The organism is Dyella sp. PARNA 12/25 (genome assembly GCF_055702865.1).
The window spans coordinates 180081-197346 of record NZ_JBVQCI010000001.1 but is presented as its reverse complement, the minus strand read 5'-3'; the positions used below and the strand labels follow the sequence as shown (position 1 = coordinate 197346).

Annotated in this window: 15 protein-coding genes; 8 read left to right on the top strand and 7 right to left on the bottom strand. The window is 62.6% G+C overall.

Going from position 1 to position 17266, the window contains the following annotated elements; genetic code table 11:
* Positions 1-40 precede the first annotated feature (40 nt).
* Entirely contained in the window at positions 41-478 is a 438-nt protein-coding gene (locus tag AC0GUR_RS00845) for a GFA family protein (protein ID WP_472875565.1), read from the top strand.
* Between the two features lie 90 nt (positions 479-568).
* On the opposite strand, the gene AC0GUR_RS00840 is transcribed toward AC0GUR_RS00845, so the two are convergent.
* Both AC0GUR_RS00840 and AC0GUR_RS00835 read right to left on the bottom strand, forming a co-directional pair.
* Positions 569-1954, bottom strand: coding sequence for an amino acid permease (locus AC0GUR_RS00840; protein WP_472875564.1), 1386 nt, complete (start codon positions 1952-1954; stop codon positions 569-571).
* Between the two features lie 30 nt (positions 1955-1984).
* Positions 1985-2635: a rhomboid family intramembrane serine protease gene (locus tag AC0GUR_RS00835; protein ID WP_472875563.1), complete on the bottom strand. Its 651-nt coding sequence runs from the start codon at positions 2633-2635 to the stop codon at positions 1985-1987.
* A 690-nt stretch (positions 2636-3325) separates the two neighbouring features.
* Between AC0GUR_RS00835 and AC0GUR_RS00830 the strand changes: the two genes are divergently transcribed.
* The 3 genes from AC0GUR_RS00830 to AC0GUR_RS00820 all read left to right on the top strand — a co-directional run bounded on the left by AC0GUR_RS00830 (position 3326) and on the right by AC0GUR_RS00820 (position 8405).
* A complete protein-coding gene (locus tag AC0GUR_RS00830; protein ID WP_472875562.1) occupies positions 3326-5914 on the top strand; it encodes a TonB-dependent receptor plug domain-containing protein in 2589 nt (862 codons plus the stop codon).
* A 111-nt stretch (positions 5915-6025) separates the two neighbouring features.
* Positions 6026-7675 carry a M28 family peptidase gene (locus tag AC0GUR_RS00825; RefSeq protein ID WP_472875561.1) on the top strand — a complete coding sequence of 550 codons (1650 nt, stop codon included), beginning with the start codon at positions 6026-6028 and terminating at the stop codon, positions 7673-7675.
* Between the two features lie 94 nt (positions 7676-7769).
* Positions 7770-8405, top strand: a complete 636-nt coding sequence (locus tag AC0GUR_RS00820; RefSeq protein ID WP_472875560.1) for a Rossmann-fold NAD(P)-binding domain-containing protein — start codon at positions 7770-7772, stop codon at positions 8403-8405.
* A gap of 83 nt (positions 8406-8488) precedes the next feature.
* On the opposite strand, the gene AC0GUR_RS00815 is transcribed toward AC0GUR_RS00820, so the two are convergent.
* The 3 genes from AC0GUR_RS00815 to AC0GUR_RS00805 all read right to left on the bottom strand — a co-directional run bounded on the left by AC0GUR_RS00815 (position 8489) and on the right by AC0GUR_RS00805 (position 11688).
* A complete protein-coding gene (locus AC0GUR_RS00815) occupies positions 8489-9223 on the bottom strand; it encodes a C40 family peptidase (RefSeq protein WP_472875559.1) in 735 nt (244 codons plus the stop codon).
* A 250-nt stretch (positions 9224-9473) separates the two neighbouring features.
* Positions 9474-10181 carry a YggS family pyridoxal phosphate-dependent enzyme gene (locus AC0GUR_RS00810; protein ID WP_472875558.1) on the bottom strand — a complete coding sequence of 236 codons (708 nt, stop codon included), beginning with the start codon at positions 10179-10181 and terminating at the stop codon, positions 9474-9476.
* An 82-nt stretch (positions 10182-10263) separates the two neighbouring features.
* Positions 10264-11688 carry a M20 family metallopeptidase gene (locus tag AC0GUR_RS00805; RefSeq protein ID WP_472875557.1) on the bottom strand — a complete coding sequence of 475 codons (1425 nt, stop codon included), beginning with the start codon at positions 11686-11688 and terminating at the stop codon, positions 10264-10266.
* Positions 11689-11886: 198 nt separating this feature from the next.
* On the opposite strand from AC0GUR_RS00805, the gene AC0GUR_RS00800 reads away from it, so the two are divergent.
* From AC0GUR_RS00800 to AC0GUR_RS00785, 4 genes are all read left to right on the top strand, one after another.
* The gene (locus AC0GUR_RS00800) at positions 11887-12240 is read left to right on the top strand and encodes a ComEA family DNA-binding protein (RefSeq protein ID WP_472875556.1); all 354 of its coding nucleotides are present in this window, start codon (positions 11887-11889) and stop codon (positions 12238-12240) included.
* Positions 12241-12355: 115 nt separating this feature from the next.
* Complete coding sequence (locus tag AC0GUR_RS00795) at positions 12356-12835, top strand: SET domain-containing protein-lysine N-methyltransferase (protein WP_472875555.1); 480 nt, start codon at positions 12356-12358, stop codon at positions 12833-12835.
* A 5-nt stretch (positions 12836-12840) separates the two neighbouring features.
* On the top strand, positions 12841-13380 hold the full coding sequence (locus AC0GUR_RS00790; protein WP_472875554.1) for a GNAT family N-acetyltransferase: 540 nt from the start codon (positions 12841-12843) through the stop codon (positions 13378-13380).
* The gene (locus AC0GUR_RS00785) at positions 13377-13946 is read left to right on the top strand and encodes a HutD family protein (protein ID WP_472875553.1); all 570 of its coding nucleotides are present in this window, start codon (positions 13377-13379) and stop codon (positions 13944-13946) included. The genes AC0GUR_RS00790 and AC0GUR_RS00785 overlap by 4 nt, the downstream gene beginning before the upstream one ends.
* 22 nt (positions 13947-13968) lie before the next feature.
* On the opposite strand, the gene AC0GUR_RS00780 is transcribed toward AC0GUR_RS00785, so the two are convergent.
* Positions 13969-14874, bottom strand: a complete 906-nt coding sequence (locus tag AC0GUR_RS00780; protein WP_472875552.1) for a hypothetical protein — start codon at positions 14872-14874, stop codon at positions 13969-13971.
* Positions 14874-17081, bottom strand: coding sequence for a M1 family metallopeptidase (locus tag AC0GUR_RS00775; RefSeq protein WP_472875551.1), 2208 nt, complete (start codon positions 17079-17081; stop codon positions 14874-14876). The genes AC0GUR_RS00780 and AC0GUR_RS00775 overlap by 1 nt, the downstream gene beginning before the upstream one ends.
* Between the last annotated feature and the right edge of the window lie 185 nt (positions 17082-17266).

Here is a 17266-nt window from a genome sequence, read left to right as displayed (position 1 = left end):
GGACATCCAGCCTCGCCCTTCCACGGATCGGGAAACATATATGCCGACAACGAATCAAGAAACGTTGCGCTGCGATTGCGGCGCCATCGTCATGGTCATATCGGGTGAACCGGAGGCGCGCGCCATCTGCCATTGCGACGCCTGCCGGGATCTTTACGGCTCGAACCTGCTGGCGGCGACGGCATGGATGCCCGAGCAGATAGCGCATCAGGGGGATAGCGCTGCGTTGCTTGACTATGCGCACCCAGCACGCGACATGCGCCGCTTCAGTTGCCGGCATTGCGGCGAACTGGTCCACGGCCGCAACCGTCTCGGCATGATCGTGATTCCCAATGCACGGTTCGCGCGGCACCACGGCGGCCGGCTACCCGAACGCCTTATGCCGACCATGCACTTGTTCTACGCGGCGCGCAACTTCGACATCGCCGATGACCTTCCGAAGTATTGGGAAGGCTGGGACGGCCCACTGCACGCCTGACGCTTTTTGTGTGGGAGCGCACCCTGTGCGCGACGGGCTTTCGAAGCACCACCGTCGCGCACAGGGTGCGCTCCCACAGAGCTTTCGCGCTTAAGCCGCTTCGGGCACCTGCTTTTCGCTCAGCGCCATGCGCTGCCTGATGCCGCACAACTTGTACGCCACCGTGAGCAGCGCAATCCAGGCTGCGCCGACATACAACGCCACGCGCGTATCCGGGCTTACGCCCAGCATCACCACCACGAAGCCAAGAAAGGCGAGACAGATAACGCCGGTGAATGGCCACCAGCGCAGGCGGAAACCCGCAGGTGTCTCGCCGCGCAACCGCATCTGGCGACGAAAGCTGTAGTGCGCCAGCAGCACCATCGTCCACGTCCACACCGTGTTGAAGGACAGGATTGACATCATCATGCCGAACACGCGTGCCGGCAGCAGGTAGTTCAGCAGCACGGCGAGCAGCAGCACGGCCAGCGTCGCCAGAATCGCGCGCATCGGCACGCCCTGCGAGTTCACCTTGCTTAGCACCGACGGCGCCTGCCCCTTGCACGCAAGGCTATAGAGCATGCGACTGCCGGCGAAGGTGGTGGCGTTGAAGCCCGATAGCGCGGCGGTGATCACCACGAAGTTGATCAGGCCCGCAGCCTGCGGAATACCGAGCTTGGCGAAGGTGGTAACGAACGGACTGCCCTGCGTGCCCAGACCGGTCCACGGGTAGATCGCCATGATCACCAGCAACGCACCCACGTAAAAGATCAGGATGCGCCACAGCACCGAATTCACTGCTCGTGGGATGGTGCGTTCCGGCTCGGCCGCCTCGCCGGCTGCAATACCCACCGTTTCAACGCCACCGAATGAAAACACCACCACCGGCAGCGCCATCACCATGCCGGTCAGGCCATACGGGAACCAACCACCCTGCGACCAGAGCAAGGAAAAACCGGTCGCATGCCCGCCATTGCCCCATCCCAGGAAGATAATCGCCAGGCCGCCGGCAATCATCGCCAGCACCGTCAACACCTTCACCAGGGTGAACCAGAACTCCATTTCGCCGTAGACCTTCACGGTGAGCAGGTTGAGTCCCCCGATCATCAACACGCTGCCCAGCACCCAGATCCAGCGCGGCCAGTCCGGAAACCATTCGTGCATGTAGGTACCGACGGCAGTCGCCTCGGCCATACCCACACCGACCATCAACAACCAGTAATTCCAGCCAGTGACATAGCCGGCGAACGAGCCCAGGTAACGCTGCGCGTAAACGCTGAAGGAACCGGCCACCGGGTCATGCACGGTCATCTCGCCCAGCGCACGCATGATGATGAAGATCATCACGCCGCCGAACATATAGGCGAACAACACCGAGGGGCCCGCCAGCTTGATGGCATCGGCCGAGCCGAGAAACAGGCCGGCGCCGATGGCCATGCCAAGCGCCATGAACGTGATATGGCGCGGCGTGAGCCGGCGCTGGAGATGCTGGGTCATTAAACCGCCAAAGGTGGAAAAGTCAGGCGCTCAGCGCCACAGGCGCCGCTGCGGCTTGATGGGGAGCTTGCCGCGCCAGTACTGGATCAGGATGAAGCCGCCCAGCATGCCGCCCAGGTGGGCGAAATGGGCAATACCGGCCTGCGTGCCGGTGACGCCCATATAGAGCTCGGCGAACGCGTAGAGCGTGACGAACAACCAGGCTGAAATGGGAATCGGCAGGAAGATCAGCATCATCTTCTCGTGCGGAAACAGCATGCCGAATGCCAGCAGGATGCCGAAGATCGCCCCCGAGGCACCCAGGGTGGGATAGAACCCGCCGGTGAACCACTTCACCACCACCAGCTGAGCCAGCGCCGCCACCAGCAGGCAGACGAAGTAATAGATGATGAAATTGCGCGGACCAAACACGCGCTCGATCTGTCCGCCAAACATGAACAAGGCCAGCATGTTCGAGAACAGGTGCAGCGTGCTGCCGTGCATGAAGGCGTAGGTCACCAGCTGCCACGGGCGGAAACCCACCGACACCACACCGTCGGCGCCTTGGGCCATCTGGTCAGCGCCCCAGGGCCACAGAGCGAAGTGCGTCAGCAGGGCCTCGCCCATCACTTGCTGCAGCAGAAACACCGCCACGTTGGCAATCAACAGGTTACGGGTCACCGTGGGGAGGTCGAACGGCATGTCGAGGGCATTTCCGTGAGGCAATTCGTCCAAGCGTAACCGGACCGGCCCGGCACCGCCACGGCTGCTCCAAGCGCTTGGCCAGCGCCTTTATCGACAAACTGCGACAATCTGCCACATCAAGCACTTTGTTGCGGCGCAAGGCAAATAACGCAAGGGATTTCGCCCGTGACGGCGCCGCACGGTGCCCGCGCCAGGCACGTTCATGTGAAAAATCGGTTGACATCGGAAGGCATCGATGGACAAATGGACGTCTATACCGCCATCCAGTGCGGTATCCATGCTGTTTCAAGGACACATCGTTTCGTGAATACCCAGCGTTTCTGCTCCGACGTCAACACCGCGCATTGCCTTATGGCGATGTGTTGCGGCTGTTGATCGTCGCCCTTACGCAGAAACCCTGACGCGGCCCAAGCCGCCCACGCAAGGCCTCGCCTTTCGGGATATTCACATGTTGCTCCCGCTCCACTCCGCATCGCACACGATCAAGCCGCCCACCTTCGGCGGCGCGTGTTGTTGCCCCTGTCGAATGTGTCGCTTCCGCTGACACGCCTGCTCTGAGCGCTCCCGCGCTCATGCAATAACGCCGTTCCCCGCGGCGATTTCCCGGCGAATCCCCCGCCGTTTCCCCATGCACCCCTCACCTGGCCAGACGCCGGGACGGACGTGCGTACAAGGACTCTAAGATCCATGTTCAAGCCAAGCCTGCTCTCCTTCGCCATCGCTGCCGCGCTGGCGACCTCTGCACTGCACGCTGAAGACACCACTGACGCCAAGCCGACCCAACTTGAAGCGGTCACCGTCACCGGCTCCAACATCAAAACCACCGATACGGAAGGCCCCAGCCCAGTGCAGGTGATCACCGCCGACCAGATCAAAGTCAGCGGCAAAACCACCCTGCCCGATTTCCTTCGCGCCATCTCCGCCAATACGGGTAATAGCGTCAACGAACAGCTCACCGGTAGTTTCTCGGCAGGTACCGCAGGCATTTCGCTGCGGGGACTCGGACAGAAGAACACGCTGGTGCTGGTAGATGGCAAACGCGTCGCCAACTACGCCACGGCCTACGAACTGCAGGACACCTTTGTTGATCTGAACTCACTACCGCTGGCCGCCGTGGAACGCATCGAAGTGCTTAAGGATGGCGCATCTGCCGTGTATGGCTCTGACGCCATCGCAGGCGTGGTCAACATCATCCTCAAGCAGAACTATCAAGGTGCGGAAGCCGGTGCGAGTTTCGGCAGCAGCACCGAAGGCACCGGGCAAACACAGAACAATTTCCACTTGCTGCTGGGCCATGGCGACGTAAAGAAGGACGGCTATAACGTGTTCTTCGCGCTCGATGGCACGCGCAGCAATCAGCTCAATGCCAGCGATGTGAGCTGGCTGCGCAGCAGCGACTTTCGCGACAAGCCGGGCGGCCAGCTCAACTGGGTGCCGACCAACTACTACAACAACGATCCCACCCAGGGTTTTGCCAACGCAGTGGGGCCGGTGCAGAAGGTGCCCTATGGCGCCATCACGCCAGGCAAGACCGGTGAAGTATGGGCTTACAACCCCGCGCAGTACGACTCGGTGATACCGGGTGTCGAGCGCTATCACGCCGTTTTGCGCGGCACGATCAAGCTCACGGATGACATCACCGGCTATGGCGAAGCGCTGTACAGTCGCAGCCATGCGTCCTTCATCTTCGCCCCGCCGTTGGGTATCGGTAGTGGCTTGCGGGCATGGGACAACGCGCAACAACGCCTGGTGAATATCGACACCACGCTACCCGTGGGCAATCCGGCCAATCCCCATAACGTGCCCACGCCGATGAACACCAACCTGTGGGATGTCGGCCAGCGCAACAAGCGCGACCGCACCATCTTCACTCGCTTCCTCGCCGGTGTGAAAGGCCATACCGGAACGTGGGACTGGGACGTGTCTGCGCAGCACTCGGAAAGCAGCCTGAAGGAATACGTCACCAACTTCGGCAATCGCTATGCGTTCCAGTCGCTGCTGGCCAGCGGCGACTACAACTTCGCCAGCAACGACAACCCGGCCGCCGCGACCGATTCGTTGCGACTCTCCACCGTTCGCCCGGCGGTATCGCGCCTTACCACAGTGGACGCTACCGCCAGCACGCAACTGTTTGACCTGCCCGCGGGTGCCGTAGGTTTCGCCACGGGCTACCAGTTCCGTCACGAAGCCATGAATTCGCGCACCTCAGAGGCAGTGTTGTCGGGCACCGAGTTGCGACCCGCCATCGACATCATTCAGGGCTCGCGTGATGTGAACGCGGCATACGCCGAATTCAACGTGCCGGTGCTAAGCACGCTGGAAGCCAACGTTGCCGGACGACTGGATCATTACAGCGATTTCGGCAATGCCTTCGCACCGAAATTCAGCCTGCGCTATCAGCCGCTGGACTGGTTGCTGTTGCGTGGCTCCTACTCGCGCGGCTTCCGTGCGCCATCGCTGCCGGAGATCACCAACAGCACGGCGGTGAGCTACAGCACGGTGATCGATCCGTACGATCCGGTGACGCCTGGACAGCGTCGTGGGTACACCGACGTCTTCATTGCCAACCCGCACCTGCGGCCGGAGCGCTCCACCAACTACAACGCCGGCTTCGTCGTGTCGCCCACCAGTGACACCAGCATCGGTATGGACTACTACCACATCGTGCAGGACGGCATTATCGGCCCGGACAACGATGCCGCATTGGTGCAGCGCAAAGACCCTCGCGTGCAGCGTGATGCGCAGGGACGCATCGTCACTATTTACAACCAGTATCTCAATCAGCAGAGCCTTACCACCGATGGCGTCGATATCGATTTCCATCAGGCGCTGCACACGCAAGGCTGGGGCGACTTTGCACTCAACAGCTCCATCACGCGCTTGCTCAAGTTCAGTCAGCCGCTAGTGGCTGGTGACGCGCCGATCAATGGCGCAGGCACCAATATCTTCGGCTCGCTGCCTAAGTGGCGTGGCACCACCGGACTCAACTGGGCACTGGGCGATTTCTCCAGCACGCTTACCTGGTATTACGTGGGCGGTTACAAGCAGAACCCCGAAAACCTGCTGACGCCGGCTTACCCCGAGCGGGTGAAGAGCTGGAGCACGTTCGACTTGTCGGTGGCTTACACCGGGCTTGCGAAAACCACCATCACGCTCGCCGTGCAAAACCTGCAGAACCGTCGTCCGCCGTGGGACCCTTCCACGCCGTACTTCGACATCACGCAGGCCGATCCGCGCGGCCGCTTCGTATCCTTGGGCGTCGACTATAAGTTCTGATGATTGACGTAGTTTCTTGCGTCAACGTGTACCGGATGGCATGCCATCCGGTACACGTCCTGTCGCCTGAAAAGCGCTACATTGGCGACCCCGCTCCGCAATAGAGCCTATATGCGTCACCTGTGGTCCATTGCGATGCTGAGCCTTGTGCTCTGCGCCTGTCAGCATCACCAAGCCAATGTCGGTAACGACCGCAGCGAGACCAGCGCTACCCCGGCGTCGAACTACACCTTCTCGCCCGGCATCGTGGCGGACGACATCGCGCAGCACATGAAGGCGCTTTCATCCGACAGTTTGCTTGGCCGCACCATTGGCGGCGAAGCCGAACAGCGCACCACGCAGTATTTGATCCAGCAATTCGAACGCATGGGACTGACGCCTGGCAACCAAGGTAGCTGGCTGCAGTCGGTGCCTTATGTCGCCGCAACGCTGCAGCATAGCGACCAGGTGAAGCTCACCGTCGCGAGCGGCGATGCCACCACCGCGCTGAGCTTCGGCAAGGACATGGTGGTGGGCACGCTCGATGAGCAGGCGCACGCGTCGCTGACTGCATCACCGCTCGTGTTCCTCGGCTATGGCGTCGATGCCCCCGGCGAGCACTGGAACGACTATCTGGGTGCCCCCGACCTGAAGGGCAAGACCGTCATCATTCTGGTCAATGATCCCGGTTGGGCCACGCAGGATCCCAAGCTGTTCAAAGGCCGCGAATACACCTACTTCGGGCGTTGGACTTACAAATTCGAAGAGGCCGCACGCCAAGGTGCGACCGCTGCCTTCATCGTGCACGACACCGATGCTGCCGGTTACCCGTGGGAAGCCGTGCAACGTAGCTGGAGCCTGCCGCGTCTCGACCTGCCCAAGGCGGAGGGTGATCCGCGCCGCCTGCCCGTGGCTGGGTGGCTTTCTACTGAAGCGGCTCGCCAGTTGTTCGCGCATGCCGGTGCCGATTTCGATGCGCTCAAACACCGCGCCGGACTGCGCGGTTTCACCGCCGTGCCATTGAACGCCACGCTGAGTGTGTCGTTCGACAGCACCATCAGCCACGGCGAATCGCAAAACGTCGTCGCGCGGCTCAACGGCACCAAGCGCGCGGACGAAGTGATCGTGTATTCCGCGCACTGGGATCATGTAACGCCAAATGACGAGGCACCGCACGGCACGGTAGACAACGCCAGCGGCGTCGCCGGCCTGTTGAAGATCGCCGAAGCTTTTGCGCATCGCGCACCCAAGCCTCACCGCTCTATCCTGTTCATTGCCACCACCATGGACGAAAACGGATTACTGGGCTCGCGCTATTACGTGTCCAATCCACTGGTTCCGCTGGCGCGCACGATTGCCGATATCAATCTCGACATGCTGCCGGTCAACGGACCGGCTAGCGCGCTCGCCGTGATCGGTTTTGGCCAGTCGCAGCTCGACGATTACCTGGCCGATGCAGCACATGCGCAACGCCGCGTCGTGACACCCGACATCGCGCCGGAGAAAGGCTTCTTTTTCCGTTCGGATCAGCTGAGCTTTGCGCGAGCCGGCGTCCCCGTGCTCTATGCGCGCTCGGCCGCCACCCAGCCCGACGCAGCGCCCACCGGGGGCGATACGTCCGCCCCGAGCGATGCGTTTGACCCGCGCTGGAACCTCAGCGGCATGGTGGAGGATGTGCGCGCCCTGTTCATGGTCGGCAGCCGGCTGTCGATGGAAGACAGCTACCCGCAGTGGAAACCCGGCAGCGACTACCGCCGCCCGGAAAGCATGCAAGGGCTCTAAGCGCCCTATCCAGCCCATGCTCATCCCGGCTGGACGGCCTATTCACACCGGCCCATGCAGCCTGTCGCACTCGCCGTAGAATGGCTCCATGGGCATGTCCATGAACCACGTGTTGATTGCAGGCGCCACCGGCCTCACCGGCCGCGAGCTGCTGACCCTGCTGCTGGAAGACACCAGCGTGGCGCACGTGCTCGCGCCGACACGCCATGCCTTGCCGGCGCATCCCAGGCTGGAAAATCCGGTGGGCATGGTGAGCCACCTGGCCACACAGTTGCACGGCCCGGTCGACACCGTGTTCTGTTGCCTGGGCACGACCATTCGCCAGGCCGGATCACGCGAAGCGTTTCGCATGGTGGACTACGACCTACCGCTCTCACTGGGTCGGCACGCACTCGCCCTGGGCGCTACGCACTATGTAGTGATCAGCGCACTGGGCGCAGACCCGTCTTCCCGCCTGTTCTACAACCGCACCAAAGGCGAGCTGGAATTGGCACTGCAGAAACAGGAGTGGCCGCGGCTGACCATCGTGCGTCCCTCCCTGCTGCTTGGCGCGCGCCACAAGCCCCGCATGGGTGAAGTGCTTGCCGCACCCTTCTCTCACCTGCTGCCGGGTCGCTGGCGTGGTATCAGCGCCGGTACGGTGGCGCGAGCGATGTGGCGACTGGCAAAGATACCGGGCGACGGCTTGCGTATTGCCGAGTCGGACGAGTTGCAGCAACTGGGTAGTTGAACTGCTTTGGTTTGATCAGCTTTCCACGGACACAAAAAAAGGCCGTCCATAGGGACGGCCTTTGACTGTCGAAGCGATGGCTATCAGCTGCGAACCAGCGCACCCGGGCGCTTGGCGCCGGCGAAACGCTGAGCCCAATACGATTCTTCCAGGCTGTCCACGCGAACGGTCTTGCCGCGCGAGGGCGAATGAATGAACTGGCCGTTGGCGATGTAGATACCCACGTGCGAGATGCGGCCCTGACCACGCTTGCCGGCGGTGCGGAAGAACACGAGATCGCCCGGCTTCATTTCCTCGCGGTTGACCTTGAGGCCAGCCAGGAACTGGGAAGCGGAATTGGTCGGCAATTCGAGGCCCACCGAATGCGCAAACACGTAGCGAACGAAGCCGCTGCAATCGAAGCCGGTGGACGGGTCACGTCCACCGCGCACATAGCGGATGTCACGCAGCTGCATGGCCAGGCTGATCAGGGTCTTGCGCAGATCAGAGGTGTCGTTGGCCAGCGCGGCGACGGCACCGTTGGCGACGCCGCTGGTCGGCATGCCGTCGGCGTCCATATCGTCTTCTTCACCACCCCAGCCCGACGGCTTGGCAGCCTGGGCAGCGCGGGCCGGCATGGCCGACTGCGCGAGCATCGCGGCCGGTGCGAACACCGAGAGGGAGCCCATCAGGTTGGGAGCAACGTTGGAAGTGGTGGTCGACGTAGCGGTCGGCGCAGCAGCCGGGGTGGTGGCGGTAAGCGGTTCAGCGAAGAGCGGGAGGGACGTAAGCAGTGCACCAGCAAGCGCAGCAGCGGCGATCAATCGCTTCGTTGGCATGTGGGACAAATCCCTTTGCAGTTCGTGGAGTTACGCCGTCGTTACGACCGGCGGGCCGTGATGAAGGTGTGAACTTAGCAAAGGGATATAGGCCGTTTGTTCGATCGGGGTTAACTAAACCCTGTCGTTTCAAAATTTGGCACGGCCGATGCTTTACGCTCAACCGATTGTTTTTAAACGCGAAATATGTATGAAATGTTTATTTCTTGATCAATTAGTAAACTAATTGATCCATTCGGTACCGTACTTTTCAGACGTGTCTCACTCTTTTTCCGAAGATGGCCGTTCCGACCCGTACCTCGGTAGCCCCTTCGGCGATGGCTAGCGGAAAATCACCGCTCATGCCCATGGAAAGCCTAGTCAGATCATGGCCTTGTGCTTGGGCTGCGGTACGCAGCTGACGCAATTGGCGGAAGCAGGCACGTACCGCCTCAGGGTCTTCCGACTGTACGGCCAGGGTCATCAGGCCCTGCACGCGTAGGCTGGGATAGGCACGCAAGGCGTCGAGGAAGCCGGGCAGTTGGTCCGGCGGCAGGCCATGCTTGCTCTCCTCGGGTGAGGTCTTCACCTCGACAAGCACATCGATGGTGCGCCCTTCGAGTTGCAGCCGGCGATCCAGCGCTTCGGCCAGCTCCAGCCGGTCCAGCGACTGCACCTCGCTGGCCAGTCGAGCCACATCCTTGGCTTTGTTGGTCTGCAGGTGACCAATCACTACCCAGTCAATGCCACTGCCCGCCAAGGCCTCGGCCTTGCTGCGGATCTCCTGCACCTTGTTCTCGCCGAACCGGTTCAGGCCCAGCGCCATGGCAGCACGCACCACGTCGGGGCCAAAGGTCTTGCTGACCGGCAGGATCGATACCTCGGCCGGATCGCGCCCCACCGCATGGCAGGCGGCGTCGACCCGCTCGCGCACGGACGCCCAGTTCTCGGCGAGGTAGGAGTAGTCGGAGTCGATCATCGCGGATAACCCTGCGAGGCCCGCGCACTATCCGTGGCGGGCCATGGGTGCGCCCCGGCAGGAGCCGGGGCGACGGTCATGGTCAGGCCTTGGCGCCCTGCTCGTAATGGCGCGCCACCACATCGGCAACCACCATCGACACCTTCTTGCCGGTGGGAATGTGCAGGAACTCGTTCGGACCGTGCGCATTGGAGTGCGGGCCCAGCACGCCGGTGATAAGGAACTGCGCCTTGGGGAACTTCTCGCCCAGCATGCCCATGAAGGGAATGCTGCCACCCTCGCCCATGTAAGCCGCCGGTGCGCCGAAGTAGGTTTCCGAGGCCTTGGCCACGGCCTGCTCCAGCCACGACGACAGCTGCGGTGCATTCCAGCCGCTGCCGTCCTTCTCCAGCTTGAAGGTGACCTTGGCGCCGTACGGCGGATCCTTCTCCAGCAGCTGCTTGAGGAACTGGCCGGCCTTGGCGCCATTGAGCGTCGGCGGCACACGCAGGCTGAGCTTTACCGAGGTTTTCGGGCGCAGCACGTTGCCGGCGCTGTCCAGCGGCGGCATGCCATCCACGCCAGTCACAGCCAACTGCGGGCGCCAGGTACGGTTGAGCACCAGCTCGGTGAGGTCCTCTGTGACCGGGTGCATGCCTTCCACGAACGGGAACTTGTCGTAGACCGCCGTGCCCAGCACTTCCGCGGACTTCTTCGCCTGCTCGATGCGCTGCGGCGGAATCTCGACGTAGAGCTCCTTCGGCTTGATGGTGCCGGTTTCCTGGTCTTCCAGGCGGCTCAACAGATCGCGCAGGATGCGGAAGCTCGACGGCACCACGCCGGAAGCGTCACCCGAGTGCACGCCCTCTTCCAGCACCTGCACGGTGAGCTCGCCGCCGGTCATGCCGCGCAGCGAGGTGGTGAGCCACAGCTGGTCGTAGTTGCCGCAACCAGAGTCGAGGCACACCACCAGCGAGGGGTTGCCAATGCGATCGGCCAGATGATCGACGTAGTACGGCAGGTCATAGCTGCCGGATTCTTCGCAGGCTTCGATCAGGATGACGCAACGCGCGTGCGGCACGCCCTGTTCATGCAGCGCCAGCAGTGCAGCGAGCGAACCGAAGATGGCGTAGCCGTCGTCCGCACCGCCGCGACCATAAAGCTTGTCGCCCTTGATCACCGGCGTCCACGGGCCGAGGCCTTCGGCCCAACCGGTCATTTCCGGTTGCTTGTCGAGGTGACCGTAGAGCACCACGGTGTCGTCGCCCGAACCCGGCACCTCGATATAGATCAGCGGCGTGCGGCCCTCGAGGCGCACCACTTCCAGCTTGGCGCCAGGCAGTGAGGACAGCTTGCTGTGCGCCCAGGTCTCCATCAGCTTCACCGCCGCATCCATATAACCGTGCTCCACCCACTTGGGATCGAACATCGGCGACTTGTTGGGTATGCGGATGTATTCCACCAGCTGCGGCACGATCTCCTCGTCCCAAAGTCCGCTGATGAAACGGTTGAGGCGGGCGGTATCCATGAGCGACTCCTGCAGCGTGGGGAAAGAGCGCGATTGTATCAGCCTGGGCGTGGACACCCGTGAGCGCGCCCAAGCCCACAAGAAGCCGCGCACAAATCGCCATCACGACGTCTGCCCTGCCGACAGGTCAGAGGCAGCGCGACTAGGCAGAGTTACCGGGCGGTCACTGGAGGCCGCATTCACCCAAGGGAGGAAGTCATGATCAAACACATCGCTGCCGCATTGTTGACCTTTGCACTGGCCTGGCCAGCGTTTGCATCCACGCCCGTCAACGTCAACACGGCCGATGCCACCACGCTCGCCCACTCGCTCGATGGCATCGGCCCGTCGAAAGCGGCGGCCATCGTGGCGTATCGCGAAGCACACGGGCCGTTCAAGAGCGTCGATGACCTTTCACAGGTCAAGGGCATCGGCCCGGCCACGCTGGACCGCAACCGCAGCGCCATCCTGCTGACCGACGCATCGGGAGACGCTAAAGCGGCAACTCCAACGCCCGCGCCCGCCAAGGCGAGCACCAAGGCAAGCAAGTCCACCAAGGCCTCGGGCGATTAACCAAACCGTTCAGTAACTTGCGTTCAGTAACCACTCACCGGCCGGGTCTGGCAACCCCGGCCGGTTCGGCCTACACTCGCCCGCCGTGCAACCTCAAGAGCCTGTAAGGGCCGCCATGATCGTTCCGCGTTATCGCATTGCTGCGTCGCTCATTGCTGGCGCAGGTCAGGGGCTGTTTCTGGAACAAGATGTCGCGGCCGGACACATCGTCACCGCGCCGGACGCCATTGACCGCACCTACCGGTATGACGAGCTCGTCGGCTCGCCAGAGCTGTCTGCGCAGCTGTACGCAAGTGCCCGCTGGTTTGAAGACCGTTACACCGTGTCGCCGGACTGGCCCGACGAGTGCTACATCAACCACAGCTTCGAACCGACCGGCCTGTGGCACCTGGGCTTCGTGTTCGCCTCGCGTGACCTGCCCGCCGGCACCGAGATCACGGTGGACTATCGCCACCTGCTGCCACCCGGCGAAGAAGAAGCCTTCGTCGACACCGCCACCGGTCGCAAGATCATCGGCCTGCCCTGGGTCGAGAGTCTTGGCATCAGCACCCGTGCGCTGGCTGCCCTGCTTGATGGCACCCGGCTTGCTTGTTGAAACCCATGATCGCCATACCCGTCATTGAAACAGCGCGCCTGCGCCTTACCGCTCTCGCCGAGCGCCATTTCAACGATTACGCGGCCATGCTGGCCGACCCCGCCAGCACCCGCTGGGTCGGCGATGGCCAGCCGCTGGACCGCACCAACGCCTGGCGTTCGCTCGCCATGCTGATTGGCCATTGGCAGCTGCGAGGCTACGGCATGTGGGCGCTGGAGCTGAAGGACACCGGCGAATTCATCGGGCGTGCTGGCCTGATGCGGCCAGAAGGCTGGCCCGACCTCGAGCTCGGCTGGATGCTCAAGCCGGAGTTTCGCCACCACGGCTACGCGACGGAAGCCGGCGACGCCATTCTGGCGTTCGCCTGGCACACGTTGAATGCACCGCGGGTGATCAGCCTGGTGAAGATCGGTAACGACGCGTCCGACCGCGTCGCCGAGCGACTGGGCGGCGAGCACATCGAAGACATGGATTTCTTCGGCGCCCATAACCACGTTTTCGCGTACTACCCGCCGTGCCCCGAACGGCGCCGTGCCTCGGCATGAGCCAGCTAAGTCGCCTACCCGTCGAAGGGCTGAGTGGTGAGCCATGCTCCGACGGCAGCGCCATCATCACCGAAATTGCCCGTGGACCTGATGGCGACGCGTGGACGTGGCAACTCACCCTGATCCTGATGGCACAGGACGTGGATTTTCCGGCACATGCTGACCTTCGCCGGCAGTTTGTGGCGCTGGATGCCGCCGCGGACATCCTTTTTCCCGATGGTCGCAAGCAACACCTGGACCGGTTCCAGGTTGTCCGCTTTGATCAGGTGAACGACCCGGACACCTGCGTACCGGAAAGCCCCACACGCACGCTCAATCTCAAACTGCGCGGCGACACGCAAGGCGAACTGATCGCCCGTCCGCTCAATGGCGCCATGGTCTTGCTGGCACCGAATGGCTGGCGTTGGCTGCTGATGCTTATGACCGGACACGCCAAAGTCATCGCCGACCACCGCTCGCAGGAAATGGCACCGAACGACATGATGTGGATCGACCCTATTCCAGGTCATCCGGTGCGCATCGAAGGCGGCGGCGAAATCGTGCTGGCCCGCCTGCCCGCGCACTGAGCGCGGCGAAGTCAGGTTTAGGTCACAACAGACTGGATCGCCGCACCCCACCCAGCGAACGAGCCACATCGGCCAGCGCAAACAGGCGCGCGATGCGCATCCACCCCAGCACGACGACGATCAGCTGGCTCAGCAGGAATCCAAACAGCAAGCCGTCGGTGCCTACCGCCAGCATGCGCACGCGCGCCAGACCCAGCGCCATCGCAAGCGCAAAGCCGATGGCGGTCACCAGTACATAGGTGAGCAAGGTCGAAAACGGCCGGCGCACCAGCTGCACCAGACCGCGCAGCATCGCCACCGTTGCGGAGCGCAAGCCGACATCGGCGATGAACGCAGCGCGCGCAGATTCCACCCATGCCTGTGCCATCACCAGCGCCACACCCGATAGCCACCACGCAATGTGTTGCGCCCCCGTGGCCTGCGATTCCAGCACGGCAGCATCGGAGCGATCGTCGGCGTGGTCCCAGCCCATTTGCATCAGATAGCCGGCAACAGCGTAAGGCAGCAACGACCACAGCAGCAGGCGGAACATGCGGCCGTACTCGGTCAGGCCACCTTGCAGCAGCGCACCGAAGCCCAAGGCACGCCCGGCCCGCCCACTGGCCACTACCATGCCGTTGAGCCACGGCAGCAGCAGCACGGTCAGCAACAAACTCGCTACTGCTGCGCCATGCAGCACACCTTGTTGGTGCATCAGCGAAGGCGCCACATCGCTGAACATCAAACCATCAAACTGCATCGCCCAGTGGCGCGCATGCACGGAGTGATCGAGCAACCCACCCAGCACCTGCAGCAACGGCAACGCAGCGATGACTGTCGGCAGAAGCAAAGCCAGCATCCAAAGCAACAGCAGGCGCCATTGCAACGCTGCAAACGGTGCCATCGCCACCGCACTCACATCCACACGTCGGGAACTCTTGTAGGCCATCACAGCGTCACCAGAAAAGCGTAGAAGGCTTGCAGCACGGCTGCCACATCGGCAGTCCAGCGGCGCGAAGCGGAAGGGTCTGACTTCACTGTGCGGCTGTCGTTGAGTTTGTTCGCATCGAGCAGCATCTTCTGCTCGGGATCGAGCTCGGCAGCCACCACCTTGGTCGGTCGCGTGAACACGAATCGCGCCCAGCGGCGATCGTCGTCCCAATGCACATCTTCGTGGCTGCCATCGGCGAAGGTGACACGCAGCAGCTGTGGCACCGCCGCCCCCTCACGCACCACGCTTACCGTGCCTCGCCAGAGGTACGGCCCAGCACTGCTTGCTGTCGCATCCGGATGCGATTGACGCCAGGCATTGCGCTGCTTGATAACTTGCTCATCGCGATCATCACCGGACAGCTCTTTGCGTTCGCCGTGCTTTGCCCAACTGCCAGCCTGCGGCAGCACTTCCTGATTGGAGATAGTGTCTACGCGATCATCGATACGTGCCGTGCCGTAGACAAACTGATCGAAGACCTCATTGACGGCGCGAGCATTGCCCGAGACATCGATCAACGCTGACCGCAGATCGGCCACGGACGGATGGCGGAAGCGCCAGCGACGGTAGTACTCGCGAAACGCACGTTCCATCACCGGCTTGCCGAGGCGCTCTTCCAGATCGTGCATAGCGGTCGCCGTGCGTGAATACACGGTGCCGTAGCTGGAGCTGGAATAACGATCCCAACTGTTTTCCCCCAGCGCGTCGTGAGGCCGCGACAACCCTGCCCAATACCGTTCAAGCGCAAACACCTCTGCCGACGGCGTGATGCCTGCGCGCCGTGCCCATGAACTGGGCACCAGCACGCGCTGATGACGTTCGCGCAGCATGCGCTCGTCCCAGTATTCGTTCATGCCCTCATCAAGCATCGGCTCCTCGAATTCGTTCGAGGCGAGCAGGCCGTAGAAGTAGCCGTGACCAAATTCGTGAATGGTCACGAAGTCGATCTCCCACTGATCCATGGTGCCTTGATCGATCTTGGCGTAACCCTCGGCAGTAAAGAACGTCGGGTACTCCATGCCACCGGCGTCATCCGCATTGAACGGCGGCACCACCGCAGTCACCGTGCGATACGGGTACGGCCCCAACGTGTTGGAGAAATAGCTGAGCGAGTCGAGCGTTGCCTTGAGCACGGGCGGCGCACTGGCCGCGTACTCCGGCGGATAGATGACGCGCACCGCCACGCGCGGGCTGCCCGGCCCCTGCCAGCTGCCGTTCAAGGTCTCGTAGTCTTTGGCGGCCACCCACGCGAAATCGTGTACGTCGTCTTGCACGAAGTGATACGTGGTCTTGCCGTCGGCATCTTCCGGCTCGTCCTGCAGCGCACCGACGGCACCCACCGTGTAATCGGAAGGCACGGTAAGGCGCACGTCGTAGCTGCCGAAGTCGGCGTAGAACTCGCTGTTGAAATGGAACTCGTGCACGTTCCACTGCGCGTGTGTCGCACCACGCTCCCCCGGTAGTTCAAGCACACCGATCTTGGGGAACCATTGCGCCACCAGATTGAAGTTGCCCCACCAGCCGGTGCGCGCTACCACGCGCGGCAGCTGACTGATGAAGTCGATATCGAGCTTGAGTGTGCCGCCTGCCGGCACCGGTTCGGCGAGATCAACATAGGCGACCGTCTGATCCGTCGCCGGACCGTCGTCAGGATGCACGTATCCCCATTTCAGCACCGCGTTGCCCTGCTGGATGCTCTTGAGATCCATCCAGCCCCACTCGCCTTTCTTCAGCGCAGGCGCACCACGGGATTCGCCGAACACGCTGCGCTCGGTAAAGAAGGTGCTGCCTTCGTTCTGGAATGCGTTGAGATACAGGTGAAGGTAGATGCGGCTGACCGGCTGCTCGCTGCGATTGCGCCAGGTGAGCTGTTCGCTGCCTTTGACGCTATGTCGGACGGCGTCCAGCTCGGCGTCAATGCGATAGCTCGCCACGCGGTCGGAAAGCGTCGGTTCGCTACCTGTGCGCACGCCACCCCAAGCATCGGGCGAACTCGGCTCGCGCGGTGCGGACGCATGCGCTCTCGCCAACGGAATGACGGCCGGAATCACAGGCGTCGTCGCGCTCGGCGCGGACGCGTCCTGAGCGCTTGCCGCCCACGGCAACACCATGCACCACACCAGCACCAGCGTGCGGGCAAGCCCGCATCCCCACAGCTTCCCCATAAAACCCCTCCCCCGAAGGAGCACGAAGCGTGGGGTATGGGCGAGCAGAGCTCCTATAGGCCAAAGGTCATGGATGGCCCACACTTCCACTTGAAGTGATGTTGCGTCACGGGCCATGCAACTGAGTCGCACCCAAACTGTCTCAATGCCGCGTCAGGGCGCTAAGCTGCCGACCTGGGTGGCCC